15 protein-coding genes are annotated in these 18750 nt (G+C 68.8%); 9 read left to right on the top strand and 6 right to left on the bottom strand.

Annotated elements, in window-relative coordinates; genetic code table 11:
* Window positions 1–683 precede the first annotated feature (683 nt).
* Window positions 684–1751 carry an NAD(P)-dependent alcohol dehydrogenase gene (locus tag CEK68_RS01010; protein WP_152238258.1) on the top strand — a complete coding sequence of 356 codons (1068 nt, stop codon included), beginning with the start codon at window positions 684–686 and terminating at the stop codon, window positions 1749–1751.
* Between the two features lie 314 nt (window positions 1752–2065).
* On the opposite strand, the gene CEK68_RS01005 is transcribed toward CEK68_RS01010, so the two are convergent.
* Complete coding sequence (locus tag CEK68_RS01005) at window positions 2066–3808, bottom strand: M28 family metallopeptidase (RefSeq protein WP_152238257.1); 1743 nt, start codon at window positions 3806–3808, stop codon at window positions 2066–2068.
* 80 nt (window positions 3809–3888) lie between these two features.
* Window positions 3889–4551, bottom strand: coding sequence for a hypothetical protein (locus CEK68_RS01000; RefSeq protein WP_017908044.1), 663 nt, complete (start codon window positions 4549–4551; stop codon window positions 3889–3891).
* A 187-nt stretch (window positions 4552–4738) separates the two neighbouring features.
* On the opposite strand from CEK68_RS01000, the gene CEK68_RS00995 reads away from it, so the two are divergent.
* Both CEK68_RS00995 and CEK68_RS00990 read left to right on the top strand, forming a co-directional pair.
* Window positions 4739–5965, top strand: a complete 1227-nt coding sequence (locus CEK68_RS00995) for a peptidoglycan DD-metalloendopeptidase family protein (RefSeq protein ID WP_148829642.1) — start codon at window positions 4739–4741, stop codon at window positions 5963–5965.
* 104 nt (window positions 5966–6069) lie between these two features.
* Entirely contained in the window at window positions 6070–7599 is a 1530-nt protein-coding gene (locus CEK68_RS00990; protein ID WP_152238256.1) for a S41 family peptidase, read from the top strand.
* Between the two features lie 63 nt (window positions 7600–7662).
* Here the strand turns inward: CEK68_RS00990 and CEK68_RS00985 are convergent, their stop codons facing one another.
* The 3 genes from CEK68_RS00985 to CEK68_RS00975 are packed head-to-tail and all read right to left on the bottom strand — an operon-like array spanning window position 7663 to window position 9702.
* Window positions 7663–8649, bottom strand: a complete 987-nt coding sequence (locus CEK68_RS00985) for a D-2-hydroxyacid dehydrogenase family protein (RefSeq protein WP_152238255.1) — start codon at window positions 8647–8649, stop codon at window positions 7663–7665.
* Window positions 8650–8653: 4 nt separating this feature from the next.
* Complete coding sequence (locus CEK68_RS00980) at window positions 8654–8974, bottom strand: DUF1820 family protein (RefSeq protein ID WP_017908048.1); 321 nt, start codon at window positions 8972–8974, stop codon at window positions 8654–8656.
* A 35-nt stretch (window positions 8975–9009) separates the two neighbouring features.
* On the bottom strand, window positions 9010–9702 hold the full coding sequence (locus tag CEK68_RS00975; protein ID WP_017908049.1) for a rhomboid family intramembrane serine protease: 693 nt from the start codon (window positions 9700–9702) through the stop codon (window positions 9010–9012).
* A 246-nt stretch (window positions 9703–9948) separates the two neighbouring features.
* Here CEK68_RS00975 and CEK68_RS00970 point away from each other — a divergent pair, with 246 nt between their 5' ends.
* Window positions 9949–11289, top strand: coding sequence for an outer membrane protein transport protein (locus tag CEK68_RS00970; protein WP_017908050.1), 1341 nt, complete (start codon window positions 9949–9951; stop codon window positions 11287–11289).
* A gap of 140 nt (window positions 11290–11429) precedes the next feature.
* Here the strand turns inward: CEK68_RS00970 and putA are convergent, their stop codons facing one another.
* Window positions 11430–14624, bottom strand: a complete 3195-nt coding sequence (putA, locus tag CEK68_RS00965) for a bifunctional proline dehydrogenase/L-glutamate gamma-semialdehyde dehydrogenase PutA (protein ID WP_152238262.1) — start codon at window positions 14622–14624, stop codon at window positions 11430–11432.
* Window positions 14625–14887: 263 nt separating this feature from the next.
* Here putA and CEK68_RS00960 point away from each other — a divergent pair, with 263 nt between their 5' ends.
* The 5 genes from CEK68_RS00960 to CEK68_RS00945 are packed head-to-tail and all read left to right on the top strand — an operon-like array spanning window position 14888 to window position 18737.
* A complete protein-coding gene (locus tag CEK68_RS00960; protein ID WP_019796200.1) occupies window positions 14888–15364 on the top strand; it encodes a DUF2244 domain-containing protein in 477 nt (158 codons plus the stop codon).
* A 20-nt stretch (window positions 15365–15384) separates the two neighbouring features.
* Window positions 15385–16377 carry a cytochrome c oxidase subunit II gene (gene coxB / locus CEK68_RS00955; protein ID WP_152238254.1) on the top strand — a complete coding sequence of 331 codons (993 nt, stop codon included), beginning with the start codon at window positions 15385–15387 and terminating at the stop codon, window positions 16375–16377.
* Window positions 16378–16408: 31 nt separating this feature from the next.
* On the top strand, window positions 16409–18019 hold the full coding sequence (gene ctaD, locus CEK68_RS00950) for a cytochrome c oxidase subunit I (RefSeq protein WP_043094365.1): 1611 nt from the start codon (window positions 16409–16411) through the stop codon (window positions 18017–18019).
* Window positions 18019–18150, top strand: a complete 132-nt coding sequence (locus CEK68_RS21385) for a hypothetical protein (RefSeq protein WP_017914172.1) — start codon at window positions 18019–18021, stop codon at window positions 18148–18150. The genes ctaD and CEK68_RS21385 overlap by 1 nt, the downstream gene beginning before the upstream one ends.
* Window positions 18147–18737, top strand: a complete 591-nt coding sequence (locus tag CEK68_RS00945; protein ID WP_017914171.1) for a cytochrome c oxidase assembly protein — start codon at window positions 18147–18149, stop codon at window positions 18735–18737. The genes CEK68_RS21385 and CEK68_RS00945 overlap by 4 nt, the downstream gene beginning before the upstream one ends.
* Window positions 18738–18750 lie beyond the last annotated feature (13 nt).

Below are 18750 nucleotides of genomic sequence, written 5' to 3'. Positions count from 1 at the left end.
CATGCCACCCGGGGGCTGCGCCCCGTACCCTCACCCCAACCCCTCTCCCGGCGGGAGAGGGGCTCGGTTCTTCCTTCTCCCATCGGGACCATGGCCCCCTTTGCGGGGGAAGGTGCCCCGCAGGGGCGGATGAGGGGGCGGGCGAAGCCTCGCAGTGACCGATCGGCGTGGCGCTGCGCGCGCCGTACCCTCACCCCAGCCCCTCTCCCGGCGGGAGAGGGGCTCGGTTCCTCCACGGCCTCCTGGGCGTCTGTTGTCGACAAGCGGCAACCCTGCCTACAAGCATCTGCCTGCCAAGGCCTACTGCACGATCGAACCGACTCTGCGTCCAAAGTGGACAGAGCATGTAGGCGATCCTGTGACTGGTCATTGGACGCATTGCGCGCACTTCCTGGTGCGCGTTTCTCATCGACTGCAGATCCGCTCACGTGCAATCTGCCGATGAATGCCGGTCGGCGCGTCCACATGTCACCGTCAAGTGCATTGGCGTTCAGCCGAACATGTGCGCCAGTCCGCACTCGGTGAGGCGTTTTGACGACGCGCATCGCGCCGTTCCATGTGGCGATGCGTGCCTTTCATGCCCCGCCGCTTAGACTTTTCCACCTCAGGCGACCGCGTAGGCATCGATTGCTCTACATGCGCACCGCCCTTCGGCCCCTTTCACCCACCACGAGGCCTTCCCCATGAGCCAAGCCAATGGATACGCCGCCAAGGCATCCGATCAGCCGCTGACCCCGTTCACCTTCGAGCGCCGTGCGCTCGGTGCGCACGACGTCAGCATCGAGATCCTCTACTGTGGCGTCTGCCACTCGGATCTGCACACCGCCCGCAACGAGTGGCACAACACCCAGTACCCGTCGGTGCCCGGCCATGAAATCGTCGGTCGCATCACCGCGGTGGGCGATCAGGTCAGTGCCTTCAAGGTCGGCGATCTTGCCGGTGTCGGCTGCATGGTCGACAGCTGTCGGCATTGTGCTTCCTGTGCCGATGGCGAGGAGCAGTACTGCGAGAACGGCTTCGTCGGCACCTACAACGGTCCGATGTTCGGCGGCGAGAACACGTATGGCGGCTACTCCGATCACATCGTGGTCGACGAGAAATACACGCTGCATATTCGCCACGATGCCGAGCAACTGGCGGCGGTGGCGCCGCTGCTGTGCGCCGGCATCACCACGTATTCCCCGCTGAATCACTGGAAGGTCGGCCCGGGCAAGAAGGTCGGCATCGTTGGGCTGGGCGGCCTCGGGCACATGGGCGTGAAGATTGCCCATGCGATGGGCGCGCACGTGGTGCTGTTCACCACCTCGGCCGGCAAGCGCGAGGACGCGCTGCGCCTGGGCGCGAACGAGGTGGTGGTGTCGAAGAATGCCGAGGAGATGGCGGCGCACACCAACAGCTTCGATTTCATCCTCAACACCGTCGCGGCGCCGCACGATCTGGATGCGTTCCTGACCCTGCTCAAGCGCGACGGCACCATGACCCTGGTCGGCGCGCCGGCCGAGCCGCACCCGTCGCCGACGGTGTTCAACCTGATCATGAAGCGGCGTCAGCTGGCCGGTTCGCTGATCGGTGGCATTCGCGAGACGCAGGAGATGCTGGATTTCTGCGCCAAGCACGGCATCGTGTCCGACATCGAAACGATCGAGATGGCGCAGATCAACGAGGCCTACGAGCGCATGCTCAAGGGCGACGTGAAGTACCGCTTCGTCATCGACATGGCCAGCCTGGCGCAGACCAAGCAGGCCGCCTGAGCCGACGGCGACCGTGGCGGTCAGCCGCCACGGTCACGTCATGCGGCATAGTCATCCCATGAAAGCCCGGGCAGCGCATGGCCGGGCGTTTCTATAGCGGAAGCTCTCGTCGCGGCCGAAGTGCTCTACGCGTGGGCTTCCGATCGGCATTCGAGGCGCTCGGAAGACGTCCGGCAACCGCGCACCGCTGCGTGCGGTAAGCGATCTGCACGAGGTGGTGGCAGCGACGATGCCCGGTGCGCCGCGCGACCGATGCGGGGAGAGACGACAACGGCGTCGAAGCGCCGCTGCCATGACACTAAGGAAGCCGCCGCCTACTTGCCGGCGGCAGGCTCGGCCGCGGGCAACGACGTCGGCCTGCCCATCATCTTGTCGCGTGCGGCCTTGAACGGATTGTCCGCGTACCAGTTCGGCCAGCTGTCGCCGGCGGCCAGTGCCTTGCCAACGCCGTACACCGCCTGCAGGTCGTCCATCACACCGTCGAGCTTCCAGGTCGCCGGGTCGTACTCGTCGGCTGGCGTGTGGTAGCGCTTGGCGTACTCGGCTGCCGCACGGCGTCCTGCTTCGATGCCACCGTCGACCAGGTCTTCGCCGCCGTCGATGTACAGCGCCGGCACGCCGGCCTTGGCGAAGTTGAAGTGATCCGAACGGAAGTAGAACCCGCTCTGCGGCGCGTCTTCGGCGTGCAGCACGCGGCCTTGCGCGGCCGCGATCGGCTTGAGCAGGTCTTCCAGCTGGGAGCTGCCGAACCCGTTGACCACCAGGTCCTTGGCGCGCCCGTCCACCGGCATCGCATCGAGGTTGATGACGCCGGCGATCTTGTTCAGCGGGAAGGTCGGATGCGCCACGTAGTACTTGGAACCGAGCAGCCCCGATTCCTCCAGCGTCACCGCCAGGAACACCACCGAACGCTCGGGCTTGGGCTGCTGGTGCGCGAACGCCTCGGCGATTTCGAGGATGCCGGCCACGCCGGTGGCGTTGTCGACCGCACCGTTGTAGATGTTGTCGCCGGGCTCGCCCTCGTGCTTGCCCAGGTGATCCCAGTGCGCCATGTACAGCACCGCTTCGTCGGCACGGCTGCTGCCGGGCAGCACGCCGACCACGTTGCGCGAGGTCTTTTCGGCAATGGTGCTCTTCAGGTCCACCGAGAGCTTGGCCTTTAGCGGGATGGGCTTGAAGCCGCGCTTGCTGGCGTCCTTGTAGGCCTGCGCCAGGTCCAGGCCGGCGTCGGCGAACAGTTGCTTGGCCGCCTCGGCGGTGAGCCAGCCCTGCACCGGAATGCGCGGCTCCGGATCGTCCTTCGCCGGCAGGTCGTACTGCGCGCCGGACCAGGAGTTCTTGACCACGTCCCAGCTGTAGCTGGCGCCGGGCGTGTCGTGCACGATCAATGCGGCGGCAGCGCCCTTGCGCGCGGCTTCTTCGAACTTGTAGGTCCAGCGCCCGTAGTAGGTCATGCGCTTGCCTTCGAACAGGCTGCCGTCGCCGGTGTGGAAGCCGGGGTCGTTGACGAACATCACCACGGTCTTGCCCTTCCAGTCCTGGCCGGCATAGTCGTTCCACTTCTGCTCCGGCGCGTCCACGCCGTAGCCGACGAAGACCATGTCGCTGCCATCGAGCTTGACCTCGGGCTGGCCGGTGCGCGTGCCCACCACCATGTCGGTGCCGAAGGCGAGTTGCCGTGCTGCGCCGTCGTGGGCGATGGTGAGCGTGGTGCCCGGCGCCGCGGTGGTCTCGGTCATCGCCACGTCCTGGAACCAGCTGTCGCCGTTGCCCGGTTGCAGGCCGATGCGCTGCATCTGGTCGCGGATGTAGCTGACCGTCTTGTCTTCCCCTGGCGTACCCGGACCGCGGCCTTCGAAGGCATCGGAGGACAGCGTCTTGACCAGTTCCGCGAAGTCCGCCGGTGCGATCCCGGTGGAGAACGCGTGCGAGGGCGCCGCAGCGGGCGCAGGCGCCGCGGCCGGTGGCGCGGTGTCGGCGGCCGGGGCGGGCGCTTCGCGTTTGCACGCGGTCAGCGCCGCGGCTGCGGCCAGGCACAGCACGAGCTTGCGGGACATGGGGGCTCCTGATGGCGAGGTAACCCGGATTCTATAGGCAAGCCGCACGCGCCCGGGCGGGCGCGTCGTCGCGGCACGGCTCAGTTGTTCGGCGCGGTGTCGCCGTCGAAGGGCAGCGCGGTGGCGCCGGTGATCGGCCCGGTCTTGGCGCTGCGGTGCACGTACAGGGTCACTTCGCGCTCGAAGCGCAGCGGGCCGTCCACCACCGCACGCGGGCCGACGATGACCCGCGGCTTGCGCGTCGGTTTGAACGACATGCTGAAGCTGGGCTTGTTGATCGAAATGCCACCACCGACATGCGAATCGTGGCCGACGGTGATGTCGCCGTTGACCGTCTCGATGCCCTTGTCCAATTGCGTGGCGACCAGGCCGATGCTGCCGTTGACGCTCTCGATGCCGCCGCCGACGCGGCCGCCGCGGTCGACGAAGATGCCGCCGTTGACGGTTTCGATGGAACCGGCGACCTGCGCGCGCTCGCCGAGGGTGATGCCGCCGTTGACCGTGGACAGCCCCTTGGTCTGCGCGCCGTCGGCGACCTTGACGCTGCCGTTGACCGTTTCCACGCTGCCCACCTGGGCGCCGGACTGCACGGTGATGCTGCCGTTGACCGTTTCCAGATCGCCGTACTGCTTGCCGGCGTCGGCAGTGATGCTGCCGTTGACCTTGCTGATGCCTTCGCCCGCGAACGCCGGGCCGGCCGTCAGGGCCAGCGCCAGCACAACCGCCAGATGCATGCGTTTCATCCTTCACCTCCCGGGCGCCGGCGATGCGGCCGCAATCAATCGTGGGGCGATCACAACACGCTTCGCTACAATCCACACCTGCCTGAAGTCACTGGACCCTCGCTTGCCCGCAGCCGCGCCTGTCCCATCGCATTCCGCCGCGCCCCGCGCGGCCGAGCGGCGTGCGCCCGGGCACTGGCGCGGCCTTGTGCGCCGCCTGCTGGCGCTGACGTGGCTGCTGACCGCCGGCGTAGCCGCGGCGCAGAACCCGCGCGAGGCCGAGAAGCGCCTGGAAAAGGTGCGCAGCGAGCTGAAGAGCGTGGCCGAGGAGCGCCGGCAACTGGAAGGCAAGCGCGGCGACGCCGCACGCCAGTTGCGCGAGGCCGACGAGAAGGTCGCCGTCACCGGCCGCAGTCTGGCGCAGACGCAACAGGCGCTGCAGCGGCACCAGCAGACCCTGGCCGAGCTTGAGCGCAAGCGCGATGGCCTGCGCAGCGGTTTGACGCGGCAACGCGCCGAACTGGCGCAACTGCTGCGGGCGGCCTATGCCATCGGCGGCAATGCGCCGCTGAAGCTGTTGCTGGCGCAGGACCGCGTGGCCGATGCCAACCGCCTGCTGGCTTACCACCGCTATCTGCAGCGCGAGCGCGCGCAGCGCATCGCCACGCTGACCCACGAATTGCAGGCGCTGGAACAGGTGCAGCGCGAGGTCGTCGAACAGAAGCAGCAACTGAGCGAGGCCCAGCGCCGCCAGCAGGAACAGGCCCAGGCGCTGCAGCGCGACCGCAAGCAGCGCGCCAGCGTGGTCTCGGAGCTGGACCAGCGCTACCAGGACCGCAGCGAACGCGAGAAGGCGCTGGGCCAGGATGCCAAGGCGCTGGAAACCCTGCTCGCCAACCTGCGTGCCGCCGCCGCCCGCGCCGAGGCCGAGCGCCGCGCCGCGGCCAGGCGCGAGGCGGCCGAACAGGCGGCGCAGGCCAAGGCCGCGGCGAAGGCCGGGCGTGGCGGCGGCAAGATACCGCCCAAGGTGGTCGCCTCGGCACCGCCGCTGAAGGTCGGTGGCCTGGGCTGGCCGCTGTCGGGCGACCTGATCGCGCGCTACGGCGGCAGGCTGCCCGATGGGCGTACCAGCAGCGGCGTGCTGATCGCCGCGCCCGCCGGCAGCACCGTCACCGCGGTCGCCGACGGCACGGTGGTGTTCTCCGACTGGATGACCGGCTACGGCATGATCCTGATCGTGGACCACGGCAACGGCTACATGAGCCTGTACGCGCACAACGACACCCTGCTGCGCGACGCGGGCGCCAAGGTCAAGCGCGGCGATGCGGTGGCCAAGGTCGGCAATTCCGGCGGCCAGGGCCGTCCGGCGCTGTACTTCGAACTGCGTCGCAATGGCCAGCCGGTGGATCCATCGTCGTGGCTGCAGCGCCGCTGAGCCACGCGGCTGCGGCGCGTTCAACGCGAATTTAGCTCGGCTTCGCGCATAATCCGGACAACCGCGCCGTGCACGGTGCGGGTCTTCCCCAATCGGAGTGCTTCATGCGCGTAGTCCTGTCCGCAGCCCTGTTGCTCGCTCTGGCGCCGCTGCCGTCGATGGCGCAACGCGCCGAGACGCAGACGCCCACGGCCCCGGCGGCCAGCGCCGACGATCCGGATTCCACCGAATCGGCCAGTGCCAAGGTGCCGCTGGACGAGATCCGCCGCTACGTGGCGGTCTACAACGCGGTGAAGGAAGCCTACGTCGATCCGGTCGACGACAAGAAGCTGATGCAGTCCGCCATCCGCGGCCTGCTGCTGGACCTGGATCCGCACAGCACGTATTTCAGCAAGGAAGACGCCGAAGCCTTCGACGAGCAGACCAGCGGCGCCTACGACGGCATCGGCGTGGAGCTGCTGCAGCTGCCGGACAACACGCTCAAGGTGGTGTCGCCGATCGACGACACGCCCGCCGCGCGCGCCGGCCTGCGCTCGGGCGACATCATCATCGCCATCGACGGCAAGCCGATCAGCGCGGTCAAGGCGATGGAGCCGCTGCGCGGCGAGCCGGGCAGCAAGGTCGTACTGACCATCGCCCGCGACAAGGTCGCCAAGCCGTTCGACGTGACCCTGACCCGGCAGACCATCCGCGTGGCCAGCGTGCGCAGCCGCATGCTCGAACCGGGCTACGGCTATATCCGCATCAGCACCTTCCAGGCCGACACCGGCGCCGATTTCCACAAACAGTTGCAGCAGCTGCAGGCGCAGGCCGGCGGCAAGCTGCGCGGCCTGGTGCTGGACCTGCGCAGCAATCCGGGCGGCCTGCTGACCGCGGCGGTGCAGGTGGCCGACGACGTGCTCGACAAGGGCACCATCGTCAGCACCCGCGGGCGCATCTCGGTCAGCGATTCCAAGTTCGACGCCACCCCCGGCGACCTGCTCAACGGCGCGCCGATGGTGGTGCTGGTGGATGCCGGTTCGGCCAGCGCCTCGGAAGTGCTGGCCGGTGCGCTGCGCGACAACAAGCGCGCGCGCATCGTCGGCAGCCGCACCTTCGGCAAGGGCTCGGTGCAGACCGTGCTGCCGCTGGACAACGGCGACTCGGTCAAGCTGACCACGGCGCGGTACTACACCCCCAGCGGCAAGTCGATCCAGGCCAGCGGCATCGTGCCCGACGTGGTGCTGCATCCGGAGGCCAGCGCGGACGATGCCGACAAGCCGGCGGCGATCGCCGACTACAGCGAAGCGACCCTGCCGGGCCACCTGCATGGCGACGACGAGGGCGCCGAGGGCTACACCGCCGGCGACGTGCTGCCGGGCGATGGCCCGATCGCGCAGGCGCTGGCCGAACTGAAGCAGCCCGGCGCGGTGGCGCGGGCGGCCGCGGCGGCACCGGCCGGCAAGGGCAAGGCCAAGCCGGCGCACAAGCCGGCGGGCGCGGCGCCGAAGGCCGCCCCGGCGAAGCCGCCGGCGGCGGAACCGGCCAAGCCCGAGTCCGACAAGACCGGCTCCGACAAGACCGAGCCTGCCAAGCCCGAGTCAGACAAGACCGGCTCCGACAAGACCGGGCCTGCGCCGGCCTCCGGTACCTGAGCCGACGGCGGCCCGCCTCGCCAGCGTGCGCGGCGTGGCCGCTGCGCGGTGGCGGCCAGCCGCTCAGTCGGCGACGGTGAGGACTTCGGGATTGGCCAGGCGCTGCGGCGCATCGGCGGCGAAGGCCAGCACGTTGTCGAAGGCAGCGCCGAAATACAGGTCGTAGCTGCCCTGTTCGACGTAGCCCAGGTGCGGCGTCGCCAGCACCCGCGGATGCCGCAGCAGCGGATGCTGCGGATCCAGCACCGGTTCCTGCTCGAACACGTCCAGTGCCGCCTGTCCGGGACGGCCGGCGTCCAGCGCGGCCAGCAGCGCGCCGGGCGCGATGAGTTCGGCACGGCTGGTGTTGACCAGCAGCGCATCCGGTTTCATCCGCAGCAGATCGTCCAGTCCGATCTGGTGGCGGGTGGTCGCGACCAGGCGGCGATGCAGCGTCAGCACGTCGCTCTCGGCGAACAACGCGTCGCGGCTGGCGGCGACCGCGAAGCCGTCGGCGCGCGCCTGCGCACAACTGTCCTCGCTCCCCCATACCTGCACGCGCATGCCGAAGGCGCGGCCGTAGGCGGCGACGCGGCGGCCGATCTTGCCGTAACTCCAGATGCCCAGGGTCAGCCCGTCCAGGCTGCGGCCCAGCTGCGCTTCGCCGGTGGCCTGCCAGTGCCCGGCCCGCAGCGCATCGCGGTAGGCGGGCAGGCGCCGGCTGGCGGCCATCAGCAGCGCCCAGGTCAGTTCCGCCGGTGCCACGGGCGCGCCGACGCCTTCGGCCACGGCCACACCGCGCGCGGTGCAGGCGGCCAGGTCGATGTGCTCGCCGATCCGCCCGGTCTGGCTGATCAGGCGCAGCTTCGGCAGTCGCGCCAGCAGGGCGGCGTCGATGCGGGTGCGCTCGCGGATCAGCACCAGCGCCTCGGCCTCGGCGGCGTGCCGAACGAAGGTCTCGCGGTCGGGCGCCAGCGCGGTCAGCACCCGCACGTTGTGCGCCTGCAGCCGCGCGAAGCAGGGCAGGTGGCGCACCGCATCCTGATAGTCGTCGGCGATCAGGATGCGCATCGGCTCAGCGTGGCTTGCCGGGCATCGGGAACGGCGTGACCACCTTCTCGCCGGTGGCCGCGTCGCGGATCGTCGATTGGCCCTTCTTCTCCACTTCCTCGATGCGCACGATGCTCTGCATCGGCAGATGCAGCGTCTTGGTGTCGCCGAACTCCTCGCGCAGGCGTTCCTCGGTGGGGTCGATCACCAGCCCGTCGTGCACGTCGAACACCAGCGTGCCGATCTCGGTGAAGCCCCACAGGTGGCTGCTGCCGACGTGCTGGCAATACAGCTCGTAGACCTTGCCGTGGTTGAGGAAGGTCACTTTGTACAGGTGCTTGAACATGCGCGCAGTATACGGGCGCCGTTGCCGCGGGCGGCTCAGAAGCCCTTGCGCTTGCGCAGCCGCCGCGCGATCGCCGCGCGCACGTACAGCCCGTAGACCATGCCGAAGGCGAAGCCGGCCAGGTGCGCCGACCACGCCACCATGCCGAACGCCGGGCCGATGTAGGCGAACACCACCTGCAGCGCCGCCCAGGTGCCGATCAGCAGCGAGGCCGGGGCGCGCACGAATTCCAGGAACAGCCCCAGCGGCAGCACCACGCCGAGCTTGGCTCGCGGGAACAGCGCCAGGTAGGTGCCGATCAGCGCCGAGACCGCGCCGCTGGCGCCGATGATCACCCGGTCCGGGGTGCCGACCGCGAACACCGCGGCCAGGTTGGAAATCGCCCCGCCACCCAGGAACAGCAGCAGGAACCGCCACGGCCCCAGCACGCGTTCGGCGGGCAGGCCGAAGATCAGCAGGAACACCAGGTTGCCGAGCAGGTGCGACCAGTCGGCGTGCAGGAACAGCGCGGTGAACAGGCGCAGCACGCTGCCGTCCTGCACCGTGGCCAGCCAGTCGCGCGGGCTGCCCACCCCGGCCGAGAGCGCGCCCCAGTCCAGCCAGAGGGTCGCGCGCGCCTCGTCGGGGCGGCTGATCGACCACAGGAAGGCCAGCCACATCGCCGCGAACAACAACGGCGTGGCCCAGCGCAGCGTGGTGCGTTCGCGGGAGGGGATGGAAACGAACATGCGCAGGGAACGGGGGAGCCGGAGACCGCCAGGGACGCCACGATAACGACTTCATCCGGCTGAACGCACGCCGACTCCACACGAAGCTGAACGCATCATGTCGTTATTGTTTAGTTAACGGTGCGGGGTATACTCGCATACGGCGTCGTATGTCGGGAGGGGACTCCGGCGCGCATTCCTGGACCATTCCGGCCCGGGAAGGCGCAGGCGCGAACACAGACACTCGTCTTCCGGAGAAAGCTAGCCATGCAAAACGCAACCCAGTTCGTCCGTTTCACCGCTCTGGCCGTCGGCATCGTCGGCGCGCTGGCCATGGGCCAGGCGCACGGCGCCGCGTTCCAGCTCAAGGAGAACAGCGCCAAGGGTCTGGGCCGCGCCTTCGCCGGCTCCGGTAGCGCCCCCGGCGATGCCTCGATCATCGCCGTGAACCCGGCCGGCATGCGCCAGCTCGACGGCAAGGTGTTCCAGGCCGACGTCAGCGCCATCCAGTTCTCGGCCAAGTACCAGGGCAACGGCGGCACCTACGCCAACGGCCAGCCGATCTCCGGCGGCCGTGGCGGCGACGCCGGCATGATCGCGCCGGTTCCGGCCGCGTACTTCCACATGCCGTTCGGCGAAAACAACAACATGCACTTCGGCACCTCGCTGACCGTGCCGTTCGGCTTCAAGACCGAATACGACCGCGACTGGGTCGGCCGCTACAACGGCGTGAAGACCGAACTGCAGGCGATCGACCTGAACTTCGCCTTCTCCTACGACGTCAACCCGTACGTGTCCTTCGGCGCGTCCGTGTTCGCCGAGCGCCTGAACATCGAACTGACCAACGCCATCGACTTCGGCACCGTCCTGGCCTCGCGCCGCGTGCCGGGCTTCGCGCCGGGCAGCGCCGACGGTTTCTCGCGCATCAAGGGCGACAACACCGCGGTCGGCTTCACCCTGGGCGGCCTGTTCAGCGTCGACGAGCACACCCACATCGGCTTCAGCTACCGCTCGCAGGTCGAGCACAAGATCACCGACGGCGACGCCGACTTCACCGTGCCGGGCAATGCCGCCACCGTGTTGGCCTTCGCCGCGCCGGGCACCTTCGTCGACACCAAGGGCCGCGCCACCGTCAAGCTGCCGGCCAGCGCCACCGCCAGCTTCACCCACGACATCAACGAGCAGTGGACGGTGATGGCCGACGTCACCCGCACCGCCTGGAGCAAGTTCGACAAGGTCACCGTCGACTTCGCCTCCAACCAGCCCGACAGCGTGCTGGACTTCTCGTACCGCGACACCACCTTCGTGTCGCTGGGCGCCGACTACCGCATGAGCGACACGCTGACCCTGCGTGGCGGCCTGGCCTACGACCAGACCCCGACCACCGACCAGCACCGCGACGTGCGCGTGCCGGACGCGAGCCGCAAGTGGGTCTCGCTGGGTCTGACCTGGAAGCCGTCCGAGCAGACCGAGTACAGCTTCGGCTACACCCACCTGTTCACCAACGACCCGAGCATCGCCACCACCAGCGCCACCGGCAACCGCCTGGTCGGCGACTACGACGTGAGCGGCAACGTGCTGGCGGCCTCGGTCAACTACAAGTTCTGATCGCAGGCGCTTCGCAGTTCCACGAAAAAGCCCCGCTTCGGCGGGGCTTTTTTTATGCCTGTCCGCGGCGTGCGGTGCACGCTGCGGCAGGCGGCGCGCGGCGCAGGTTCCGGGCGGAACGCTGCGCCGAAGCGGGCCGGTCAGTCGCCCAGGGTCAGCAGCGAGGCGTTGCCGCCGGCGGCGGTGGTGTTGACCGTCACCACTTTCTCGGTGGCGAAGCGCAGCAGGTAGTGGGGGCCGCCGGCCTTGGGGCCGGTGCCGGACAGGCCCTGGCCGCCGAACGGCTGCACGCCGACCACCGCGCCGATCTGGTTGCGGTTGACGTAGACGTTGCCCACCGCCACGCGCGAGGCGATGCGCTCGATGGTCTCGTCGATGCGCGAATGCACGCCCAGGGTCAGGCCGTAGCCGGTGGCGTTGATCTGGTCGATCACCGCGTCGAGCTGGTCGGCCTTCCAGCGGATCACGTGCAGCACCGGGCCGAAGATCTCGCGCTGCAGCTGCGTCAGCGACTGCAGCTCGTAGGCGCGCGGGGCGAAGAAGCTGCCGTGCGCGGTAGCGGCGTCGGTGGCGGCCACGGCGATCGCGCGCGCTTCGCGGTCCATGCGTGCGGCATGGTCGGTGAGAATCTGCAGCGCATCGGCATCGATCACCGGGCCGACGTCGGTGGACAGCAGGCCGGGGTCGCCGACCTTCAGCTCGGCCATGGCGCCGGCCAGCATGGTCATCACCTTGTCGGCGATGTCGTCCTGCACGAACAGCACGCGCGCGGCCGAGCAGCGCTGGCCGGCGGAGATGAAGGCGCTGGAGATCGCGTCCTTGACCACCGCTTCCGGCAGCGACGAGGAGTCGGCGATGAAGGCGTTCTGGCCGCCGGTCTCGGCGATCAGCACGCCGATGGCGGCATCGCGCGCGGCCAGCGCACGGTTGATCGCGCGGGCGGTGTCGGTGGAGCCGGTGAAGGCGACGCCGGCCACGCGCGGATCGCGGGTCAGCGCGGCGCCGACGGTGGCGCCGTCGCCGGGCAGGAACTGCACCACCGCCTCCGGCACGCCGGCTTCGTGCAGCAGCTTCACCGCGGCATGGCCGACCAGGTTGGTCTGCTCGGCCGGCTTGGCGATGACGCTGTTGCCGGCGGCCAGCGCCGCGGCGACCTGGCCGAGGAAGATGGCCAGCGGGAAATTCCACGGGCTGATGCACACGAACACGCCGCGGCCGTGCAGCTGCAGTTCGTTGGATTCGCCGGTCGGCCCGGGCAGGCGCTCGGGGGCGCCGAACTGCGCGCGCGCCTGGCCGGCGTAGTAGCGCAGGAAATCCACCGCCTCGCGCACTTCGGCGACGCCGTCGGGCAGGGTCTTGCCGGCTTCCTTGACGCACAGCGCCATGAACTCGGGCATGCGCGCTTCCAGCAGGTCGGCGGCGTGTTCGAGGATGGTGGCGCGGCTGGCGGCCGGGGTGCGGTTCCAGGCCGGGTAGGCGGCTGCGGCGTTGCTCAGCGCCTTCTCCACGGTGGCGGCATCGGCCGGCTTCCAGTGGCCGACGATCTGGCGATGGTCGGCCGGGTTGGCGACCGCCAGGGCGTCGCCGGCGATCACCGCGCCGGGCACCAGCGGCGCGGCCTGCCAGGGCTTGAGCGCGGTGTTGAGCTGGTCGGCCAGCGCGCGCAGATCGTTGTCGTTGGCGAGGTTGGCGCCCATGGAGTTCTTCCTGTTGTGGTTCTGGCTGCGCAGCAGATCGACCGGCAGCGGAATCTTCGGATGCGGGATGGAGGCGAACGCGGACACGGCCTCGACCGGGTCGCGGATCAGGTCTTCGATGGCCACGTCTTCGTCGGTGATGCGGTTGACGAAGCTGGAGTTGGCGCCGTTCTCCAGCAGGCGCCGCACCAGGTAGGGCAGCAGGTCCTCGTGCGAGCCCACCGGCGCATACACGCGGCAGGGCACGCCGAGGCGGTCGGCGGGGATCACCTCGGCGTAGAGGTCGTCGCCCATGCCGTGCAGCTTCTGGTGTTCGTAGTCGCGGCCGCCGGCGATGGCGCGCACCGCGGCGATGGTCTGCGCGTTGTGGGTGGCGAACATCGGATACAGCGCATCGCTGTGCGCGAACAGGCGCTTGGCGCAGGCCAGGTAGGACACGTCGGTGTTCTGCTTGCGGGTGAACACCGGATAGCCCGGGTGGCCCTCGACCTGCGCGCGCTTGATCTCCGCGTCCCAGTAGGCGCCCTTGACCAGGCGCACCGGGATGCGGCGGCCGACGCGGCGCGCCAGGTCGGCGAGGAAATCGATCGTGTACGGCGTGCGCTTCTGGTACGCCTGCACCGCCAGGCCGTAGCCCTCCCAACCGTCCAGCGAGGGATCGGAGAAGGTGGCCTCGATGATGTCCAGCGACAGTTCCAGGCGGTCGGCTTCTTCGGCGTCGACCGTGTAGCCGATGCCGTAGGACTTGGCCAGTTGCGCCAGTTCCAGCACGCCCGGCACCAGCTCGGCCATCACCCGCGCACGCTTGGCGTGCTCGTAGCGCGGATACAGCGCCGAGAGCTTGATCGAGATGCTGGGCGCGGCGAACACCGCGTCCTTGCCGCCGCCCTGCTGGCGCTGCGCGGCGAAGTGCTTGCCGATGGCGTGGATCGCCTGGCGGTAGGCATCGAGATAGCGCTGCGCGTCCTTCATGGTCAGCGCGCCTTCGCCGAGCATGTCGAACGAGTAGCGGTAGTGGGCGTTGTCGCCCTTCTTCGAGCGGGTCAGCGCCTCGCCGATGGTCCGGCCCATCACGAACTGATGGCCCATGATCTTCATCGCCTGGCGCACCGCCAGACGGATCACCGGCTCGCCGACGCGGCCGATCAGGCGCTTGAACGCGCCGGACACGTCGGCGCGGGTGAGGTCGTTGATCTGCACCAGCTTGCCGGTGAGCATCAGGCCCCAGGTCGAGGCATTGACCAGGATCGAGTCGCTCTCGCCCATGTGCTTCTTCCAGTCCGCATCGCCGAGCTTGTCGCGGATCAGCTTGTCGGCGGTGTCCTGGTCGGGGATGCGCAGCAGCGCTTCGGCCACGCACATCAGCAGCACGCCTTCCTCGCTGCCGAGGTCGTACTGGCGCATGAAGGCCTCGATCGCGCCCTGGTCCTGGGCGCGGGCGCGCACCCGGGTGACCAGGTCGGCGGCCAGCGCCTGCACCCTGGCCTGGTCGGCCGCGGGCAGGCGCGCCTGCTCGAGCAGTTCGCGTACGTGTTCGGCTTCGTCCTTGAGCCAGGCGGCGGTGATCGCCGCGCGCAGGGCCTGCGGCGCGGGCGGGAGTTCGGGGGACAGCAAGGGCGAAGGAGACGCGGACGGCATCGCCGGGACAGAGCCGGCGCCAGGCAGAGCGTTCATGCGGGAAAGGCCAGGGACAGAGCCCGCTATTTTATGTCAGCGCCTGCACGCGCAGGGGGTTGCCGGCATCGCCACGGCGATGGCGGGCGCGTCCAGGCTGAACGCACATCTTGTTGCGCTACAGCATTTTTTGTGGTGAACGCGCGCTTGCCGCCGCGCAGGCCGGGGGCTACCATCCAGGCGTGCTCGCGGCTCGGGCACGAGCGGTTCGGAAGCGGCGGTTCGACATGATCGAAATGTTTCCGTTTTCTCCGGAGGGGTCGGGTACGCAGCTGCGGCTGCGACCGCCGCGGGCGTTGAATGCCCGGCAATTCGTTCTGTTGTTCGTCGCACTGGCCGGGGCGATGTGGGCCGTGGCTGGGCTGGGGTGGCTCGCCGGCAATGTGTTCGCGCCTGCGTTCGCCCTGTTGCACAGCATCGTGGTGGCGCTCGCGCTGCATTGGTCGTGGCGTGGCGGCGAGCGCGAAGAGGATATCCGGGTGGGTCCGGCCTGCGTGGAAGTGACCCGTCCGAATGCAGGAACGCCGGCGTTCCGCGCCCACCCGCATTGGGTGCGGTTGCGGATCGAAGGCGACGACAGGGTGGTGCTGGCATCCAGCGGCAAGCAGGTCCGGGTCGGCGAATTCCTCGGCCCCGACGAACGCCGGCAACTGGCGCAGACCCTGGAAGGCTTGCTCGCGGCCGTGACCGGCCGCAACCGATGACGCTCCAAGGGGTCTAGGCAATGAAGCAACGCGGCGGGTGGGTGCAACAGGCGGTCAGGGGCGGGATGGCGTTGGCGGCGGCGATGGCCGCACCGCTGGCGTGGGCGCAATCGGCCGATCCCAAGCCGTGGCAGCTCAACATGGGCAGGGGCGTCACCCAGAGCGCGCGCAACGCCTACGACGCGCACATGGTCGCGTTGTGGGTGTGCGTGGTCATCGGCGTGCTGGTGTTCGGCGCGATGGCCTATGCGATCTTCAAGTTCCGCAAGTCCAAGGGCGCGGTGCCGGCGCAGTTCAGCCACAACACCAAGGCCGAGATCGTGTGGACGGTGATCCCGGTGCTGATCCTGATCGTGATGGCATGGCCGGCCACGGCCAAGCTGATCGCGATGTACGACACCCGCGATGCCGAGATGACGGTGAAGGTCACCGGCTACCAGTGGATGTGGCGCTACGAATACCTGGGCGAGAACGTCTCGTTCACCAGCCGCCTGGCGCGCAGTTCCGACCGCCTGCGGCAGAGCGGCGCGGTGCCGACGGCCGAGCACGACCCGCACTACCTGCTGGACGTGGACAACCGGCTGGTGCTGCCGGTGAACACCAAGGTGCGCTTTGTCATCACCGCCGACGACGTCATCCACGCCTGGTGGGTGCCGGCGCTGGGCTGGAAGCAGGACGCCATCCCCGGGATCATCAACGAGGCCTGGACCAGCATCGACACCCCCGGGGTGTACCGCGGCCAGTGCGCCGAACTGTGCGGCAAGGACCACGGCTTCATGCCGATCGTGGTCGAGGCGGTGAGCAAGCAGGACTTCCAGAAGTGGCTGGCATCGCGCAAGCCGGCGCCCGCCGCTGCGCCTGCGCCGGCCACGCCGGCGCAGGCCCCGGCTGCTGCGCCGGCCTCCGCCGAACCCGCTGCCGCGCCCGCCGACGCCCAGGCGCCGGCACCGCCGCCGCAGGCGCGGCTGTCGCGTCCTCGTTCCGACTCGCACCTGATCGTGCAAGCCGCCTGATCTCCAGCATTCCTTTTCTGAGGTAGCCGCCATGGCCCATTCGGCAGTCGATCACCACGACGAGCACGGGCATCAGCAGAGCTTCGTCGAGCGTTGGTTCTTCTCCACCAACCACAAGGACATCGGCACGCTGTACCTGCTCTTCAGCTTCACCATGTTCGTCATCGGTGCGGCGATGAGCGTGGTGATCCGCGCCGAACTGGCGCAGCCGGGCCTGCAGTTCGTCAAGCCCGAGTTCTTCAACCAGATGACCACCGTGCACGCGCTGGTGATGATCTTCGGCGGGGTGATGCCGGCCTTCGTCGGCCTGGCCAACTGGATGATCCCGCTGCAGATCGGCGCGCCGGACATGGCGCTGCCGCGCATGAACAACTGGTCGTTCTGGCTGCTGCCGGTGGCCTTCACTCTGCTGCTGCTGACCCTGTTCCTGCCCGGGGGCGCGCCGGCCGGCGGCTGGACCATGTACCCGCCGCTGATGCTGCAGGGCGGCTACAACGTCGCCTTCTCGGTATTCGCCATCCACGTCGCCGGCATCAGCTCGATCATGGGCGCGATCAACATCATCGCCACCGTGCTCAACATGCGCGCGCCGGGCATCGACCTGCTGAAGATGCCGATCTTCTGCTGGGCATGGCTGATCACCGCGTTCCTGCTGATCGCGGTGATGCCGGTGCTGGCCGGCGCGGTGACCATGCTGCTCACCGACAAGTTCTTCGGCACCTCGTTCTTCAACGCCGCCGGCGGCGGCGACCCGGTGATGTACCAGCACATCTTCTGGTTCTTCGGGCACCCCGAGGTCTACATCATGATCCTGCCGGCGTTCGGCGTGATCAGCGAAATCATCCCGACCTTCAGCCGCAAGCCGCTGTTCGGCTACCAGGCGATGGTCTACGCGATCGCGGCGATCGCGTTCCTGAGCTTCATCGTCTGGGCGCACCACATGTTCACCGTGGGCATGCCGTTGGGCGGCGAGATCTACTTCATGTTCGCCACCATGCTGATCTCCATCCCCACCGGGGTGAAGGTGTTCAACTGGGTCAGCACCATGTGGCAGGGCTCGATGACCTTCGAGTCGCCGATGCTGTGGGCCATCGCCTTCGTCATCCTGTTCACCATCGGCGGTTTCTCCGGGCTGATGCTGGCGATCGTGCCGGCCGACTTCCAGTACCACGACACCTATTTCGTGGTCGCGCACTTCCACTACGTGCTGGTCACCGGCGCGGTGTTCGCGCTGATCGCCGCGGTGTACTACTGGTGGCCGAAGTGGACCGGGCGCATGTACAACGAGTCCTGGGCCAAGTTCCACTTCTGGTGGACGATGCTGTTCGTCAACCTGCTGTTCTTCCCGCAGCACTTCCTCGGCCTGGCCGGCATGCCGCGGCGCATTCCCGACTACAACGTGGTGTTCGCCGACTGGAACCTGGTCAGCTCGATCGGCGCGTTCGGCATGTTCGTCACTCCGTTCCTGATGGCCGGCATCCTGCTGGCGTCGCTGCGCAATGGCGCGCGCGCCGAAGCGCGTTCGTGGGAAGGCGCGCGCGGCCTGGAGTGGACGGTGCCGTCGCCGGCACCGGCGCACACCTTCACCCTGCCGCCGGTGCTCAAGCCCGGTGATCTGGCCCACGACGACATCAGCCACTGATGACCGCGCAACCGCCGCTCGACGACCTGGTCCTGCGCCGCAAACGTGCGGTGCGCACCGCGCTGGTGGTCGGCGCGGTGGCGCTGGCGATCTACGTCGCCTTCGTCCTCTCGGGGGTGCTGGGCCGATGAACGCGCCAGCGCCGCGGGTGCACAGCAGCGCCGGGCTGTTCAAGCTGGTCGGCGTGGCGCTGGCGGTGTTCGTGCTGACCTTCTCGCTGGTGCCGCTGTACCGCATCGCCTGCGAGAAGGTGTTCGGTGTGCGCCTGGAGCGCGGCCCCGGCGAAGGGCCGCAGGCCGGCAAACCGCTCGCGGGCAAGCGCACGGTCACCGTGCAGTTCGATGGCGGGGTGAACTCCAAGCTGCCCTGGTCGTTCCATCCGGAGCAGCTGACCATGCAGGTGGTGCCGGGCGAACTCAACGAGGCGCTGTACTACGCGCACAACGATGGCGCGCACGCCATCGTCGGCAGTGCGGTGCCCTCGGTGGCGCCGGCGCGCGCGTCCGGCTACTTCACCAAGACCGAGTGCTTCTGCTTCACCGCGCAGACCCTGCAGGCCGGCGAGAAACGCGACATGCCGGTGCGCTTCATCGTCGATCCCAACCTGCCCAGCGACATCAGCACCATCACCCTGTCCTACACCTTCTACAAGAACGATGCGCTGAGCGCGGAACTGGGATCGCCGAAACTGGCCGGTTCCGCGCGCGCGGCTCCCTGACCCGACCGGAATG

The sequence above is a fragment of the Xanthomonas sp. LMG 12461 genome, from assembly GCF_009192935.1.
Taxonomy (GTDB): Bacteria; Pseudomonadota; Gammaproteobacteria; order Xanthomonadales; family Xanthomonadaceae; genus Xanthomonas_A; species Xanthomonas_A sontii.
The sequence above is the reverse complement of the archived record's forward strand: the minus strand, read 5'-3'. Positions and strand labels throughout refer to the sequence as shown.